The sequence below is a fragment of the Bacillus sp. EKM420B genome (assembly GCF_011065565.1).
In the GTDB taxonomy this organism is placed as follows: domain Bacteria; phylum Bacillota; class Bacilli; order Bacillales; family Bacillaceae; genus Bacillus; species Bacillus velezensis.
This window is the reverse complement of sequence record NZ_JAAMNX010000004.1, coordinates 373378-391722: the sequence shown is the minus strand read 5'-3', so window position 1 is coordinate 391722 and position 18345 is coordinate 373378. Positions and strand designations below refer to the sequence as shown.

Annotated in this window: 3 protein-coding genes; all 3 read right to left on the bottom strand. The window is 50.5% G+C overall.

Annotation, left to right across the window (positions count from 1 at the left end; translation table 11 throughout):
- A partial coding sequence (locus tag G9F48_RS15115) for a non-ribosomal peptide synthetase (protein ID WP_165409717.1) occupies positions 1–2765 on the bottom strand: 2765 nt, incomplete at its 3' end.
- 15 nt (positions 2766–2780) lie between these two features.
- The gene (locus tag G9F48_RS15110) at positions 2781–10478 is read right to left on the bottom strand and encodes a non-ribosomal peptide synthetase (RefSeq protein ID WP_165409716.1); all 7698 of its coding nucleotides are present in this window, start codon (positions 10476–10478) and stop codon (positions 2781–2783) included.
- Between the two features lie 25 nt (positions 10479–10503).
- Positions 10504–18162, bottom strand: coding sequence for a non-ribosomal peptide synthetase (locus G9F48_RS15105; protein ID WP_165409715.1), 7659 nt, complete (start codon positions 18160–18162; stop codon positions 10504–10506).
- Positions 18163–18345 lie beyond the last annotated feature (183 nt).

Here is an 18345-nt window from a genome sequence, read left to right as displayed (position 1 = left end):
GCCCGCACGTCATCGCTTTTTCGTCCTTCAATATAGGCGTAAAGTGCGGTTTCGCCGTGTTCGGTCCGGGCGGTGACCGCCGCCTCACGAATGCCGTCAATTCGCCGGATCGCCGCTTCGATTTCTCCCGGTTCAATCCGGTAGCCGCGGACTTTCACCTGTCCGTCTGACCGGCCGAGCCATTCGACAAGCCCGTCTTCAGTCCAGCGTGCGATATCGCCCGTCTGATACATGCGCTCTCCCGGATAAAACGGATCATCGAGAAAACGTTCCGCCGTCAGTTCAGGACGGTTCAAATAGCCCCGGGCCACCCCTGTCCCCGCGATGTACAGCTCTCCTGCCACGCCCGCAGGCTGGATGGCTCCTCCGCTATCTAATACATACAGACGGGCACCCGGAACGGGTTTTCCGATCGGAAGCCGCGTCCGTTCGCTGTCCCGTTTTCGGTCACAGACGTAAAACGCCGCATCAACCGTCGCTTCCGTCGGCCCATAGCCGTGAATGAGCACGGTCTCCGGCAGAAGATCGGAAAACCGGGCAGCCGTAAGCGGGGAAAGAGCTTCCCCTCCGGCAAACACGCGTGTCAGGGTTCTGCCGAGGCGTGTTCTTGTTTCCTCAGGCTCCGTTTCCAGCGCGTCTAAAAAGCTGTTGACCATCGCCGGAATAAAATGCGCGGTCGTCACCTTTTCTGAGGCAAACGCTTCAATCATCCGCACAGGATCTTTCTCCCAGCCGGCCGGAAGCAGATAGACGGAGGCGCCTGACATCGTCCACCAAAACAATTGCCAGATGGAGGCGTCGAATGAAAAGGATGATTTCAGCACGATAATGTCCTCTTCCGTTAACGGAAACTGCCCTTGCATCCCTGATAAAAAGGCGGCGGCTTGACGGTGTTCAACAGCCACTCCCTTCGGTGTTCCCGTCGAACCGGACGTATAAATGATATAAGCGAGCGAATCAGCATCCGCTTCGTCAGAGACAGCCCCTGTCTCCGCCTCACCTGTAAGGGCAGAAAGAGACACTTCTAGCGTTTCGCCGGAAAAACCGGGAACGGATAACCCCGACTGTTGAAGCAGGAGACAGGCGCCGCTGTCGTCAAGCATATAGCGCAGCCTGTCCTCCGGATATTCCGGGTCAAGCGGCACGTAGGCGCCGCCTGCTTTTAACACGGCAAGCACTGAAATCACCATCTCTGGCGAGCGTTCAGCGAGCACACCGATCATGCTTTCTTTGCGGACGCCTTTTTGTCGGAGCCGGACGGCAAGCCTGTCCGTGTACTGATCGAGCTCAGCGTAAGTCAGCATACCGCCCGGAAAACGGAGCGCCGGACGATGCGGCGAAAGCGCGGCGCGGCGAGTAAACAGCCCGTGAAGCGTCGGGGCCGGCGGTTCAGCCGTTTCTGTATGGTTAAATGCATCCATCATACTTCTGGCTTCACACGCATCCAGCAATGCGATCTCGGAAGCGCCGATTTCAGGGTCGGAAATGACTGAGTTCACCATATGCCGTAAAAATGTTTCGATATTCTTCATAAAAACATCGTCGTATATACCGGTATCAAATTTTAAGCGGATATAAAGAGAATTGCCCGGAATCACCTTTATGCTGCATCCGTAGTTTGTGACTTCTTCCATCGTGAAATCCTCTACCGCAAAATCAAATGAACCGGCCTGACTCACATTTTCAATTTCACGCTGGGCCGGCACATTTTCAAACACGATAATGTGGTCAAACAGCGCTTGCTTCAGAGGGCTTTGAGCCTGAATGTCATACAGCGGATAATAGCTGTACGCTTCTGCTTGCAGCGTCTCCTGCTGCAAATGCCTGACAAGCTCCAGAAAAGAAAATGAACCGCTTTTCACCCGTACGGGAATCGTATTAATAAACAGTCCCACCATTTTTTCCACGCCTGCGAGATCCGACGGCCGGCCGGAAACGACAGAACCGAAAACGGCATCATCACAGCGGCTGACACGCTGCAGCAAAATGCCCCATAGTGCCTGGAACACTGTATTCAGCGTTGCTCCCGCCCTTGCCGCAATGTTCTTCAGCTCATTTGTCTGTTCTTCAGAAATGGTGAAAACCGCCTGCTCAAGTTCGCCGTTTGGTTCCGCGGATTTTTTCGGAAGAGACGCCGATTGCTCAAGATCGGCAAGTCTCGTTTTCCAAAAAATCTCGGCTTCTTTACGATCCTGCTTCATGAGCCATTTAATATACTTCCCATATGGCTGAACAGGCTCGAGAGACGGAAGCCGTCCGTCTCCGAGAGATTGATAGATCATCAGAAATTCCTTCATGACAATTCCGAAGCACCAGCCGTCCATGACAATATGATGATGGCTCCATATACAAACATATCGTTCAGGCGCTTTTTTCAAAATGGAGATTCTCATGAGAGGATCTGATTGCAAATCAAAGCCTTTATCTTTATCTTCTTTTCTGAACCGGTCGGCATATTTGTCTTGCGCCTTCTCGTCCAAATGAGAAATATCATGAAACTGAACGCGGCTCGGCCTGTTTTTCAACACGACTTGGCGGGGCTTCGCCACATTCTTATGAATAAATGTCGTACGGAAAATATCGTATCGTTCAAAAACAGCATCTATACTTTTTTGGAATCGTTCCCGGTCAAGCTGTCCGCTGATCGTAAACACCGCTTGTTCGAAGTAGGCTCTTGAGTCATGATCCAACAGAGAATGAAAAAGCATGCCCTCCTGCATAAAAGACAAAGGATATATATCTTGTATTTCCGGTTGCTGCCCCATTGCGCCACTCCTTTTCTATAGTTTGTTGACGGCTCCCATAATGTCATTCAGATCTTCCAGCGTTAACTCCTCGTCACTGAAATCAGCGGCGCTCCATTCACGCTCCTCTTTTCCTGTGCAATGCGTGATGATCTGCTTGAGAAAGGTATGAAAATATCCCGTCAAAACTTCAATCGTTTCTTTTTGATACTGAAAACGGTTGTACACGACATGCATGCTGAGACATTCCGACGATACGGAGCCGCTGATATCAAGTGTGTACGGGCGTTCCCAGTCTGGGCTGACTTCATTTCCCGCTTTTACGGGAGAAACACCGAAGCCGCTGGAACGGATTTCCCGGTCAAACTGTCCCAGATAGTTAAAACTGATTTCAGGAGAATCAGATTCAGTCTCTCCCCAGAGTTTGCTTATATATTTCAGCACCCCGTATCCCGCTCCTTTATGCGGTATGCGGCGCATCATGTCTTTTGTCCGCTTAATGTGATAGCCGAGACGCTCGCCGTCATCAGGCTGATCTTGAAAACTTGCGTTAACCAATACCGGATAAATTGACGTAAACCAGCCGATGGTTCTGCTGATATCAAGATGCTCCAGGTGCTCTTCCCTTCCGTGGCCTTCCATGCTGATTTTGAATGTCTCGTTTCCGGTCCATCTGTTCAGCGCTAGGCTTAACGCGGCAAGCAATAATTCGCCCGTCTCTGTTGTGTATGCTCTGTTTGCTTCCGTTAACAGCTGCTCAGTCTCCTGTTTTGTCAATGTAACGGTCATCACATCTGTATCTTTCAGAAGATTGGAAGAGGTGCGGGCATCTTTCGGAAGCGGTTTGACCGCCGCTTTTTCTCTTTCGGACCAGTAGTCTGCTTCCTGTAACAGCCGGCGGCTTTTTGCATAATCAGAGATTTGCTTTGCGTAAGTCTGATAGGAATCGGTTTTCGCCGGAAGCGCGTTTTCTTTTCCTTCGAGCGCCTGCCTGTAGCACGCGGTGAGATCTTCAAATAAAATCCTCCATGACACTCCGTCAATGACAAGGTGATGAATGGAAAGCAGCAGATGATCGCCATCAGCGGCATGAAATAAGCCGACAGCTACGAGCGGACCCGTCTCCAGCCGAATGGAAGTTTGAATACGGGCGGCCGCCTGTTCAATTGCGGCGTGCTCCTCTTGTAATGAACCTTTCTCTCTTACGTCATGCGTTTCAAACGTAAAGAGTTCTTCTTCAGAAAGGTTTTCCGCTCTGTTATATTGAATCACCGATCCGTTTTGCGTGCCGCATACCATCCGTAATGCGTCATGATGAACCGCGAGTTGTGCCAGCGCTTTTCTCATAGCAGATTCATTGATTCTGTCCGCACTGCGGAGCATAACGGACTGATTAAAATGATCATGCGGCAATGATTGCGAAAAGAACCAGTGCTGGATCGGCGTCAGCGGCACGTCTCCCGTGACGGGAGACTGATCAATCACGCGGCGGACTTTCCGGAGCCGCATCGACACTTCTCCCAGTGTCTGATGCTCGAACAGCTCGCGGACGGTCGTTTCATAGCCCTGCTGTTTCAGCCTCGCACATACTTGCAGCGCTTTAATCGAATCCCCGCCGAGATGGAAGAAATGAGCATTGGGGCCGAGTCCTTCAACACCTAAGAGTTCTTCCCAGATGTCAGCCATCATTTCTTCAGTTTCATTTCTCAGGCTGATATCATCTCCAAGGCTTTCATTTAATTCAGGCTGCGGGAGTGCCTTCTCGTCCAGCTTCCCATTCGCCGTCAAAGGCAGTTCATCAAGCTCTATCAAGCGGGCGGGAATCATATATTCCGGCAGAAAAGCTCTGAGAGAGGCCTGAACCTCTGCTTCTTTTATCTTTTCGTTCCCGTGTAAGACCGCGTATGCGTAAATGGAGTGCTGACCGTGCTGATCAGCACGTGTGATCACGGCGGCCTCTTTCACGAAGGAAAGCTCCTGCAGCGCTGATTTTATTTCTCCCAGCTCAATTCTGTGGCCTCTGACTTTTACTTGCGCATCTTTCCGCCCGACATATTCCAGCTCGCCATTTGAGAGTCTTTTGGCAATATCGCCCGTTCGGTAGAGCCGCATGCCGGTAATGTGCGGATTCGTGATGAACCGGGAGGCGGTTAAATCATCCCTGTTTACATATCCCCTCGCGACGCCTTCCCCGCCGATATAAAGCTCACCTGGAATTCCGATCGGCTGCGGATTCATATAGGCGTCCATGACAAAAGCATGAAGGGTTTCCAGCGGTCTGCCGATATTGCTTTTATTTCTCTCAATATCATCCATCTTCAGTTTTTTGCATGTGACGTGAACCGTGGTTTCCGTAATGCCGTACATATTAACAAGCTCCGTCTCCGGGTACTTCTCTTTCCAGCTTTTCAGCATGCCGGGCTGAAGCGCTTCTCCGCCGAAAATGACATATCGAAGCTTCAGCTTGTCCGTATGCCCGGCTTCTTCATGAATGAGTCCGGAAAAAGCCGTCGGCGTTTGGTTCAGCACCGTTACGCCTTCACTTTGCAGCAGCTGCCGGTACAAATGCGGATCACGGGCAGTTTCTTTCGGCACGATAACTACCTTTCCGCCGTATAGAAACGCGCCGAATATTTCCCAGACAGAAAAATCAAAGCAATAGGAGTGGAACAGCGTCCAAACGTCTCCAGAGCCGAAATCAAACGGCAGTCCTTTATGTGTGATAAGGCTGATGACATTGCGGTGTTCCGTCATAACGCCTTTCGGTTTTCCGGTAGTGCCCGATGTGTAAATCACGTAAGCCGGCTGTTCAGGCGTTATCATTTCTTTCGTTCTGTCTGCTGAAACGGATTCAGGCTTATCGATGTATAATACCGGCAGCCCGTCCATTCCGGATATCCCAAGACCCGATTGCGTCAACAGAACACGCGCGCCGCTGTCAGTCAGCATAAATGAAATCCGCTCGTCCGGATAGTCAGGATCAATCGGCAGATACGCCCCTCCCGCTTTTAAAATACCGAGAATCCCAATTAGCATATCCGGAGATCGTTCGGTCATAATTCCCACAATCTGTCCGGAGCGGATGCCGTTTTCCGACAGCATATCGGCGATTCGATCCGCCTTTTCATTGAGCTCGCGGTAGGTGAGACGCTCATCGGACATAACGGCTGCAATTTGATCCGGCATTTTTTCCGCCTGTGCTTCAAATAAACTGACGATCGTCTCATGCCTCGGATACTCAGCTGTTTGATTTTCCGCTTGAAGAAGCATCTGCCGCTCGTTTTTATCCAGCAAATGAATGTCAGACAGCTTCCGCTCATCATCCGATGCGATTTGTCCTAAAAGCTCTTTAAAATGACCGGCCCACCGTTCGATCGTACCTTTTTCAAACAACGCGGTACTGTATTCAAAATGAAAATCCAGTGAGCCGTCCGGCTGTTCCTCGGCATGAAGCGTCAAGTCGAATTTTGAAATGTCATGTTTCACTGCATGTGAAGAAACGGATAAGCCCGGAAGGTTCACTTTGAAATCATCACTGTTTTGCAAAACGAGCATGGCATCAAACAGCGGATTGCGATTGACTTCCCGGTGTGTATCAAGCTTTTGGGCAAGTTCTTCAAACGGGAAGTCCTGATGTTCGGCTGCGCCGAGGGCGAGCATTTTCACCTCTTCTAAATAAGCGCGGAATGTCTTATCCCCTTTCGGCCTGCTTCTCATTGCCACGGTATTTACAAACATGCCGATGACCCCATCAAGCTCAGCGCGGCTTCTGCCGGCCGCAGGTGAACCGACGATAATGTCTTCCTGCCCGCTCAATTTAGAAAGGAACAAGGAGTAGCCTGCCAAAAGAATCATATACAGCGTCGAACCCGTCTCATCCATAAGCCGGCGCAAATTCCCCGCCGTTTCTTTTTGAAGGCGCGTTCGTACAACGGACCCGCTGAAATCAGGAAGCTGCGGGCGCTTTTTATCGAGCGGCAGATCAAGAACGGGAATGTTTTCCCCGATCGCATCCAGCCAATACCGCTCATGTTTTTTGAATTCTTCAGCGGCGAACCGCTCATGCTGCCAGACGGAAAAATCTTTGTACTGAAGTTTTAACGGCCGCAGCTCTTTTCCTCTGTACAAATCCGTCAATTCTTGAATCAGAACGCTCATTGACACACCGTCTGCGATAAGATGATGCATATCAAGCAGCAGAAAATGACGTTCTTCAGTGGCTTTGGCTAAAGTCACTCTCAAAAGCGGCGCTTTTTCCACGTCAAACGGCTTGACGAAAGCTTCCATTGTCTCTTGAAAAAGTGTCCCGGATGGCATGTGAACCTCTGTGAGATCGAGATCGACATGTGAATGTACGTGCTGCATCGGCTCCCCGTTTCGCAAAACAAATGATGTCCGTAACGCTTCATGCCTTTGTAACAGCGCTGAAAAGGCTTCGTGCAGACGATCCCGGTTGAGTCTGCCGCTCAGTTCCAGACAAGCGGGCATATGATAGCCCGTGCTGTCCGCCGCAAGCTGATGAAGGGCATAGAGCCTTTTTTGCGCAAAAGATAGCGGGTACAAGTCCTTTGCCTCCGCAGGCGTGATTTCTGCATATTCTCCTCTTTTCCTCTGTTCTAGGAAGCGGGCCATGCTCTCGATGGTCGGATGTTCAAAAACATGGCGGACGGCAAGTTCAATTTGCAGCCGTTTATGTATGTTTGAAACAAGCGACGCGGCTTTCAGCGACTGTCCGCCGATTTGGAAGAAATCATCTCTCATACTGATGTGTTCCCGTTTCAGCACTTCTTGCCAAATAGACAGCAGCTCAGTCTCAAGCATTGTGCGCGGAGCTTGATAATCACCGGTTCTCTCGGCTTCTTTCGGCTCAGGAAGTGCGGCCCGGTCAAGTTTTCCGCTCACAGACAGCGGCATTTCCGTCAATTTGGTAAAGCTTCCCGGGATCATATAAGCAGGTAATCTCCCGGCCAATTCGGCATGAGGGTCAAATGTCACACCCGCGTTTTCCAGCACGACATAAGCTGCAAGCTCCTGTTCCCCGTCCGCCGTTTTGCGCACGATGACTGCCGCCTCTTTTACCCCGGACAGACTTCTGAGTGCCGTTTCGATTTCTCCTAATTCAATTCTGTAACCTCTTACCTTCACCTGATCGTCAAAGCGTCCCATATATTCAATCGTTCCGTCCGGTAAAAATCGGGCTGCATCTCCCGTTCTGTACAGCCGTTCACCTTTACGAAACGGATGAGGGGTAAAGACTTTGTCCGTCAGCTCTTTTTGCTGAAAATATCCGTCCGCCAGACCTTTTCCGGAAATACACAGTTCACCGACGGCTCCGACCGGCTGCAGCCGATCTCCGTGCATCATATAGACAGAAGTGTTGGCAATCGGGCGCCCGATCGTAATCCGGCTGCTTTTTTGCAGGTTGCGCAGAATCGTCGTGGCCACACTGTTTTCCGTCGGGCCGTATTCATTCAGCAGCTCGGCATTCGGGCATATGTTGCGGCTCGCTTCCACGATATCAGGGGTGGCCGCTTCCCCGGCAAATGTCACCGCCCGAAGCGTCTGCGCATCCTTTTTCGTCAGCGAATCAAGCAGAACGCGATACAGAGACGGAACGATCAGAAGATGGCTCACTCCGTGGCGGGCGATTTTCTGTTTTATTGAAAGGACGTCTTTCGCATCATCTTCATCAGTTAACAGTACACAGGCGCCCGACAGAAGCGGAGTGAAAAGACTCGTTAATGACCCGTCAAATACGTATGAAAAAAGATGAAGCGCTATGTCTCCTTCTGTCATCCCGTATTCTTCACGCCGCCATTGCAATGTATTGCTGATCGCTTTGTGTTGTACAAGCACCCCTTTCGGCCGGCCTGTCGTTCCGGAGGTGTAAATGACATACGCCCAATTTCCGCTGTCAGACACCGGCGGAAGCGGTGCGGTCTGCTGGGAAACCGTTTCCTCCATGATGACGACGCTGCCCTTGAAATGCGGCGGAATGAGGGAGAGCAGGTCTTTTTCAGTCACGAGCAGTGAGGCTTCACTGTCTCTCAGTAAAAATGAAATCCGTTCAGGCGGAAATTCCGCATCAATCGGCATATAGGCGCTGCCCGACTTCCAAATTCCGAGCAGAGCGGCAACCGTACTCATTGATCGGCGCAGCATAACAGCGGTGATCTGATCGGAACGGGCGCCTTTTTCCCTTAACGCATGGGCAATCTGATTCGCCCGCTGATTTAATTTTTTGTAGCTCCAGCTTACTCCGTTATATCTCAACGCCTCTTGGTCAGGCATTTTTGCCGCCTGTTCTTCAAACAGCCCATGAACGGTTGTCTCAGGGTACGGACGGTTCGTTTCGTTAAACGAATGAATCAGGGCTTCTTCCCCCGGAGGTACGAGACTGATGCTTGATAAAAGCCTGTCCGGATCTTCCGTTACACAGGAGATGACCTCCAGAATATGCCCTTTGATCCGTTTCATGTCTTCCCGATCGTAGATGCCCGCATTGTAGCTGAATTTCACATAAAACTCTTCTCCCGGAACGATGACGACGTTAAGGTCGTAATTGGTTTCTTCCGCCATCGAAAAGTTTTCAAGTGAGAGCGCACTGCTTTCCGTTTGCTGCCAGCCGTTTACCGCAGCCTGCATCTGAACCGGATAATTTTCAAAGACAAGGATATGGTTCAAGAGATCTTTTTGCAGGCCGCTCTCGTTTTGGATGTCATAAAGCGGATAATAGCTGTGCTCTTCCGCAGCGAGTGACTCTTTTTGCACTTTTTTGAGAAGAGAAGAAAAAGTCATATCCCCAGCCGCGCGCACCCTTACCGGCACGGTATTGATAAACAGTCCGGCCATGGATTCAATGCCGGCGATAGCTGACGGCCTGCCGGAAACAACTGAACCGAATACCGCATCTTCAGTGCCGTTGTAACGATGGAGAAGCAGACCCCAAATGCCCGTAAATATAGTATTCAGCGTGACCCCGATGCCTCGGGCAATGTCTGTCAGTTTTTGCACGGTTTCAGGCTCAAGGGAAAATTGAAAATGCTCAGATGCATAACCGTTTTGCGCCGGCTTATTCTTCGTTTGCGGAACGGAAACGGTTTCTCCGTAATCTTCCAAGCAGCGCGACCAGAACGCTGACGTCTCTTCTTTATTCCGGCTTCGGAGCCATTTGATATAAGTGCTGTAAGGAGCCGGACTGCCGAGGTTTACAGACCTGTTGTTTCGGATCGCATAATACATGCTGAAGAAATCTTTCAGTACAAGGCCCAAGCTCCAGCCGTCCATCATAATGTGATGATGAGTCCAAACGCATGTATGGCGATTTTCTCCCGTTTGAAAAAGAGTCAAGCGCATTAAGGGGCCTTTTTGCAGATCAAACCCCTTATGCCGGTCGTTTTCCTTAAATTCGTCAATGATGCTTTGCTGCCGTTCTTCCGAATAGTCTGAAATGTTCTCAGTCTGTACGGCAGTGTCACGGCGTGAAAGGACAACTTGCTGCGGCCCTTCAAGGTCAGGCACTTCTTTTATGAAAATCGTTCTGAAAATATCATAACGGCTGACAAGCATATCCAGACTTTTTTGGAATGTATCAATGCATAAATCCCCGCTGACTGTAAACGAAATCTGCTCGACATATGCGTTTGATCCGGAATCCAGAAGCGAATGAAACAGCATGCCTTCCTGCATATATGATAAAGGGTAAATATCTTGAATTTCTGTCGCTTGTGTCACGAATGCCACACACCTTTTTATGAAATTAAAGTCCTTTTACGAGATCTTCAATGCTTGATAGTGCTTGAGCGGTCAATTCTGTATGGCTGTAATCCGTTAATGTTTTTTCCCGCTCTTTCTTGCCGGAACAATGGGCGATGATGTCCTCGAGGTGAGTATGGAAACGATTCATGAAGAACTCGATTGCCCCCGGTGCAAATACATCGGTATAAACGGCTTTTACCTCCAGTTGCCCGGCCGCCACCATCGCGTTAATATCCAGATCAAACTCGCGGATGCGCCCGGATGCTATATCATGCTGCGGCTTGAACGGTGACATCTTCAGCGTCCCCTCAAGACCGTCAAACGCACCGAGATAGTTAAAGCTTATTTCTGGGTCTTTATAAAGAATGTTCCGCGAATATCTCAGCAGCCCGTAGCCGGTTCCGTGATGAGGAACCCGTCTCATCATGTCTTTTACCGTCTTTATGCGGTGCGCGGTTTTTTCGCCTGAGCCGTCCGGCACTCTCATATCCAAAAGCACCGGGTAAACAGATGTAAACCAGCCTGCCGTTCTTGACATATCAATGTCAGGAATATGCCCTTGGCGTCCGTGTCCTTCAGTGCTGATAAGGATCTGTTCGGAACCCGTCCACTCATGAAGCGCCATTCCAAGCGCCGTTAAAAGCAATTCATGAACATCCGTTCCGTATGCCTGCTGTGTTTCCAACAGCAGCTGCTTCGTGACTTCGCTGCTTAATATCCACGATGCAGTGCGCGCGTTTTCCTGCAATCGTCCGGCGTTTTCATCAGTTATTTTCGGCAGCGGCGCTGTTTCACCAGACATCACGCTGTCCCAGTATGCGGCTTCCTCCAGCAATGCTTTGCTCTTGGAAATGTCAAAAAGCTCTTCAGCATACTTTATATAAGAATCGCTTTTCGGCGGCAGTTCGATTTGTTTGCCGTCCAATGCCTGCTGATAAGCTGTCTGCAGATCTTCAAGCAATATCCTCCATGACACGCCGTCCGTGATAAGGTGATGAATCGTGATGAGCAGATGGTCGGCTTCTTTCAGCCTGAACACTCCGAGATGAAGCAGAGGGCCTTGATCAAGGCGCATAGCCTGCTGTATTGCTTTTTCCTCAGCGGCTATCCGTTTTTCCGGCTGTGTTTCTTCTGAAAGATCTATGACATTAAGCGTAAAGATTTCTTCATGCTGCTCTGTGATTCCGCGGTTATATTGAACAACTTCCCCATGCTCATTTTCAGTGAAAGTCATTCGCAGCGCATCATGATGTTCTGTCAGCGCGCAAACCGCCTGATACAGCGCATCTATTTCGAGGCTGTCTTCACTGCACAGCATGACTGATTGGTTATAATGAAGCTCAAACGCACCCGGCTCCTCAAAAAATCTCTGCTGGATCGGTGTCAGCGGAGCGCTTCCTTCTATCGGGCCCTGATCAGCCGTTGCAACAGCCGGCGTGAGGTGTTTCGCGAGTTCTGCAATCGTCGGGAACTGAAACAAATCGCGGATCGACATATTCCAGCCTTCTCCGGCGAGTCGGGCTGACACTTGAAGCGCCTTAATGGAATCTCCCCCAAGCTCAAAGAAAGAGTGATGAATTCCCGCTTTCTGAATATGAAGCACATCTTCCCAAATCCGGCATAACATCGCCTGTTTTTCATCGCCGGGCGCGACAAATGCCTGTGATGAATGTATCTCTTCTGCCGGCAATGCCGATTTATCAAGTTTGCCGTTCAGTGTCAGGGGCATGCTGTCTAAACCGATAATATGAGACGGCATCATATAAGCCGGGAGCTCCTGCATAAGAGACTGGCGGAGTGATGAGATATCGGCCTCTTTAGGAACGATGTATGCCGCTAACCGGGCTTGTCCTTCGGCATCTTTCATCACGGTAACAGCCGCTTCTTTGACTTGATCGTGTTTCAAAAGCACACTTTCTATTTCTCCCGTCTCAATTCTGTATCCTCTGATCTTCACCTGCTTATCGATCCGCCCTTTAAAACGAAGAGTTCCATCCGGCAGCCAGCAAGCCTGATCTCCGGTTCTGTAAAGTGTTTCTCCCGTTTGTAACGGGTCACTGAATGCGTCCTCTGTCAGCTCAGGCTGTCCCCAATATCCTTTGGCGACGCCGGCGCCTCCGATATACAGCTCTCCGAAAACGCCGATCGGCTGGACCTGTTTGTCTTTGTTTAAGACGTACATTTGCACATTCGGAAGCGGAACACCGATCGGCACATCATCTTCCCGCGGCTCTTCGCTCATTCCGGCTTCATAATACGAAGAATCAATTGTCGCTTCTGTTACACCGTAGCTGTTAATGATCCGCATTTCTTTCCCAAAGCGTTCATGAAGCGTATAAAAATCTTGCGACTTGATCATATCTGAACCAAGTACCAGTATTTTTACGCTTTGCAGCGCGAGTTTCCGGCGGTATATATATTCCATAAACGGAACAATCAGCGCGGGTGTCGACTCCATAAACGTGATACGGTGCTGATCAATGAGCCGATAAAGCTGCTGCGGCTCAAGCCGGACGTCATCCGGACAAATGACAAGCGTTCCCCCGTTCAGCAGGGCGCGTGCAAGATCCCCTGAAAATACATCAAATGAGAAACTCGCCATCTGCAGCACTCTGACCGGTATAAGATCAAGCTCATAAATCCTGCGCCATGCAAGTGCTGCATGCGTAAAGCTGCGATTTCTGACTTCGACTCCCTTCGGCGTTCCCGTTGTTCCCGAAGTATATATGATATATGCAGTATCATCCGGTGACGCTGCCGGCTGAATATTCTTTGCAGAAATATCGTATTGATTTTCATGATCAAGCTGAATGAGAAATAAATTGTGATCCGTCAGCTGTGAAGCAAGTTCTTTGTATTCTGACTGCACCATCAAGACGGATGCTGCGCTGTCTTTTAATAAATAACGAATCCGTTCCTCAGGATAATGGGAGTCAACCGGTATATACGCCCCTCCCGATTTCATGACGGCAAGAACACTGACGATCGCTTCAATCGAACGGTTTGCTAATATGGCTGCTCTTTTTCCCGGACCGAATCCATTTTTCTGCAGTGTTCGGGCAAGACGGTTTGCCCGCTCATTGAGCTGGAAATAGCTGATCTGTTGTGTTCCTTCAATAACAGCGGTCTGATGAGGCGTTTCTTCTGCTTTCTCTTCAAACAGCTGGTGAAACAGTTTGTGTTTTTCCATGAATTCGGTTTGTGTGTTATTAAACTCAATCAGTAACTTTTGTTTTTCTTCTTCATCCAAAATGTCAGCTTTCGATAGTGTGACTTCCGGTTCGGCGGTAACATGGCGCAAGAGATTCAGTAAGTGGCCCATCCAGCGTTCAATCGTTTCTTTTATAAAAAGCTCGGTGCTGAATTCCATCTCAAAGCGGATGTTTCCGTCGGATTCAGCCGCTGATAAGGTCAGGTCAAAACTTGATACATCATGTTCGGTATGCTCTGAGCGTGACGCCTTCAGACCGGCCAGATTTATCTCCTCTCGCTCCATATTCTGAAGAATAAACATCGCATCAAACAGCGGATTGCGGCTCATGTCCCGCTGCACGCCGAGCCGTTCCACCAGCTCTTCAAACGGATAGTCCTGATGTTCATACGCCTCAAGCGCCGCCTGGCGGACTTCCGCCAAGTAATCGGTGAACCGTTTGTCCCCTTTCGGCTCCGTTCTGATGGCGAGCGTGTTGACGAACATGCCGAGAATCGGTTCAAGGTCTTTATGCGGGCGCCCGGCAATCGGCGATCCGACGATGATATCTTCCTGTCCGCTCAACCGCGCGAGCAGCGTATTGTACGCGGCGAGAAGAACCATATACAAAGTGGAGCCGTGATCGCGTGCGATGCGGTGAAGGCCGGATGCCGTGGCAGCGTCAAGCGTGCACGATACGCTGCCGCCCGCAAAGCTTCTGACAGCCGGACGGGGCTTGTCAGCCGGAAGCTCAAGCACCGGAAGCTCTCCTTCTAGCCGTTTCAGCCAATAGGCTTCCTGCTTTTGGTATCCTTCTTTCTCCTGAAACGACCGCTGCCAGACGGCATAGTCTTTATATTGAAGGCGCATCGGCGCAAGCGAACGGCCTGCGTACAGCTCGCCGAATTCTTTTATCAAGGTGTTGACGGACACACCGTCAGAGATAATATGATGCATATCCGTTAATAAAAGATGGCGTTCGTCCGATTCTTTCACGAGGGCCGCACGGAAGAGCGGCGCTTCCTCCAGACAAAACGGCCGGACGAATGTGTCAGCTGACTCGGCCTCATCGAGCTGAAACGGTACGCTGTCATGGATGCGCTGCACCGGTTCGCCGTCAGGCCCCGTTTCGAAGGACGTTCTAAGCGATTCGTGCCGCTCCACAAGCTGCCGGAACGTCTCCTCCAGCCGGACACGGTCAAGCGGGCCCGTCAGTTCCAGCACAGCCGGCATATTGTAGCCGACACCGCCGTCTTCAAGCTGCTGGAGCACATACATCCGTTTCTGCGCTGAAGACACCGGATAAGTGTCCTGCGTTTTCGCCGGCTGAATCGCTTCATACGGGCTCTCTTCCAAGTCCTGAATAACCGAAGCGAGCTCTTCCACCGTCGGCCGGGCGAAGATGTCCTGTAACGGCACCTGAACACCGAACTCCTTGGCGATGCGGGATACGAGAGCCGTCGCTTTTAACGAATGGCCGCCCCGCTCAAAAAAGTGATCCCGGATGCCGACAGGGCCGTTTTTCAGCACCTCTTCCCAAAGGGCGCAAAGCTTCATTTCCGTGACGTTCCGAGGGGCTGTGTACGCCCGTCTGTCTGCCGATCCGCCGGGAGCCGGCAGCGCGCGGCGGTCAAGCTTTCCGCTCGGTGTGACCGGCCACTCGCTCATCTCTATAAACTGAGCCGGCACCATGTAGGCCGGAAGACGTGCCGCAAGCTCCGCCCGCACGTCATCGCTTTTTCGTCCTTCAATATAGGCGTAAAGTGCGGTTTCACTGTGTTCGGTTCGGGCAGTGACCGCCGCCTCACGAATGCCGTCGATGCGCCGGATCGCCGCTTCGATCTCCCCCGGTTCAATCCGGTAGCCGCGGACTTTCACCTGTCCGTCTGAACGCCCGAGCCATTCAACAAGGCCGTCTTCTGTCCAGCGTGCGATATCGCCCGTCTGATACATGCGTTCTCCCGGGTAAAACGGATCATCGAGAAAGCGCTCCTCCGTCAGCTCAGGCCGGTTCAGATAGCCCCGGGCCACGCCTGTCCCCGCGATGTACAGCTCTCCTGCCACGCCCGCAGGCTGGATGGTTCCCCCGCTATCTAATACATACAGACGGGCACCAGGAACGGGTTTTCCGATCGGAAGCCGCGTCCGTCCGCTATCCCGTTTTCGGTCACAGACGTAAAACGCCGCATCGACCGTCGCTTCTGTCGGCCCGTAGCCGTGAATAAGCATGGTCTCAGGCAGAAGATCGGCAAACCGGGAAGCCGTAAGCGGGGAAAGAGCTTCCCCTCCGGCAAACACGCGTGTCAGTGTTCTGCCGAGGCGTGTTCTTGTTTCTACAGGCTCTGTTTCCAGCGCGTCTAAAAAGCTGTTGACCATCGCCGGAATAAAATGCGCGGTCGTCACCTTTTCAGAAGAAAAAGCTTCAATCATCCGCACAGGATCTTTCTCCCAGCCAGCCGGAAGCAGATACACGGAGGCGCCGGACATCGTCCACCAAAACAATTGCCAGATGGAGGCGTCGAATGAAAAGGATGATTTCAGCACGATAATATCCTCTTCCGTTAACGGAAACTGCCCTTGCATCCCTGATAAAAAGGCGGCGGCTTGACGGTGTTCAACAGCCACTCCCTTCGGTGTTCCCGTCGAACCGGACGTATAAATGATATAAGCGAGCGAATCAGCATCCGCTTCGTCAGAGACAGCCCCTGTCTCCGTCTCACTTGTCAGAGAAGAAAGAGACACTTCTAGCGTTTCACCGGAAAAACCGGAAACGGATAACCCCGACTGTTGAAGCAGGAGACAGGCGCCGCTGTCGTCAAGCATATAGCGCAGCCTGTCCTCCGGATATTCCGGGTCAAGCGGCACGTAGGCGCCGCCTGCTTTTAACACGGCAAGCACTGAAATCACCATCTCTGGCGAGCGTTCAGCGAGCACACCGACCACGCTTTCTTTGCGGACGCCTTTTTGGCGGAGCCGAACAGCGAGTCTGTCTGTGTACCGGTCAAGCTCGGCGTACGTCAGCATACCGTCGGGAAAACGAAGCGCCGGACAATGCGGCGAAAGCGCGGCGCGGCGGGTGAACAGCCCGTGAAGCGTCGGGGCCGGCGGTTCAGCCGTTTCTGTACGGTTAAACGCAGTTAACACCCGTTTCTTTTCTTTTTCATCCGCCATATCAATATGCCGAATCAGCCGGTTTGGATTTCTAACGGCATTTTCAACGATCGTCAGCAAATGAGTTTGAATCCGTTTAATCGATGTTTCAGTAAATAAAGCGGATTGATAATCAAAATTCAGCTCAATCAATCCCGTATCTGTCCGCTCCTTAATTAAAATGGACAGCTCATTTGCCGTATGCCCGCTGAAAAACATCGCCGTTTCATAATCGAAGCCCTCCGCCTGATGCCACGCGAGAGGCTGGTATTGCATCGAAATCCCGATGATATTTTGCAGATCGTGATGAACCTGCCTTAATTCATTGACAAAAAGATTGTAAGGATATTTCTGGTGCCGCATAACAGACAGCTGCTCTTTTCCTACGCTGCGGACAAAGGACAGGAACTCCGCATCAGGATCTGCCGTCATTCTGATCGGCAGTGTGCTGACGAACATGCCGAGCATATCCTTTTCGAGCCTGGAGCCCCGGTTTCCGTAATAAGTGCCGATGGCAATATCTTTTTTAGCCGTCAGACGGCTGATGCATATGTATAACGAAGCCATAAACAGAGAGATGATGCTGATATTATTTTCTTTGCAAAAACGCCGGATAGATTGTTCTAAGGAGTGAGAAAGAGTGATTGTATCTCTGGAAGCCGCAGTGCTTTGTCTAAGATGAGAGGTTCGTTCCGCCAGTGAAAGGTGTTCCGGAACGGTTCGGTATGTTTCAGTCCAAAATGAACGGTCCTTTTGAAAACGGGAAGACTGTAAGTATTGCTGTTCTTTTTCCATGTAGCTGAGATAGGAAGGCCTGTGATGTTCAGCTAAATCCTCGCCCCGCATGATCTTTTGGTAGATATCAATGAGCTGGTTGCCGAGCAGGTTGAGCGAGATGCCGTCCATGATAATATGGTGAAATTTTGAATAAAGCCAAACTTCTTCGTCTGACATGACAAGCAGAGTAAATTGATACAGAGGTGAATGAAACAGCTTGAACGGAACACGGGTCTGCGTGTCAATCCATGCGTCCCGCTCTGAGTTATCAGTATGAGTAAAATCAACAGTCTCTAAAGAAATCGGCCGATGTCCCGCCAGATACAGCTGGGGTTCTGATCCGTCCCCTTCTGTCAGTTGAAACCTGAGCGAATCATTTTGCGAGATAGAAAAATCTAAAGCATGGCGCAGTACGTCAAAATCAATGTCCCCCCTGAATTTGACGCATGCCGCGAGATTGCAGATACTTGTGCCCGGTTCGAGCAGCTCGGTAAACCACACTCTTCTTTGTGCGTGAGTTAAAGAATAAACAGTGTTCTTCAATGGAATCCCTCCGCTTCAATTTAAGAGGATAAGAAAGTGAAATAATTACAATTAAATTTCGACAGCATATGACTAAATCATCCATATAAGCATTATTTTAAAACATATTTTAGAAATCACAATAAAAAATTAAATTTTCTCTAACATTTTTTAGAATATAGTATATATTCCTCACTTCATTTC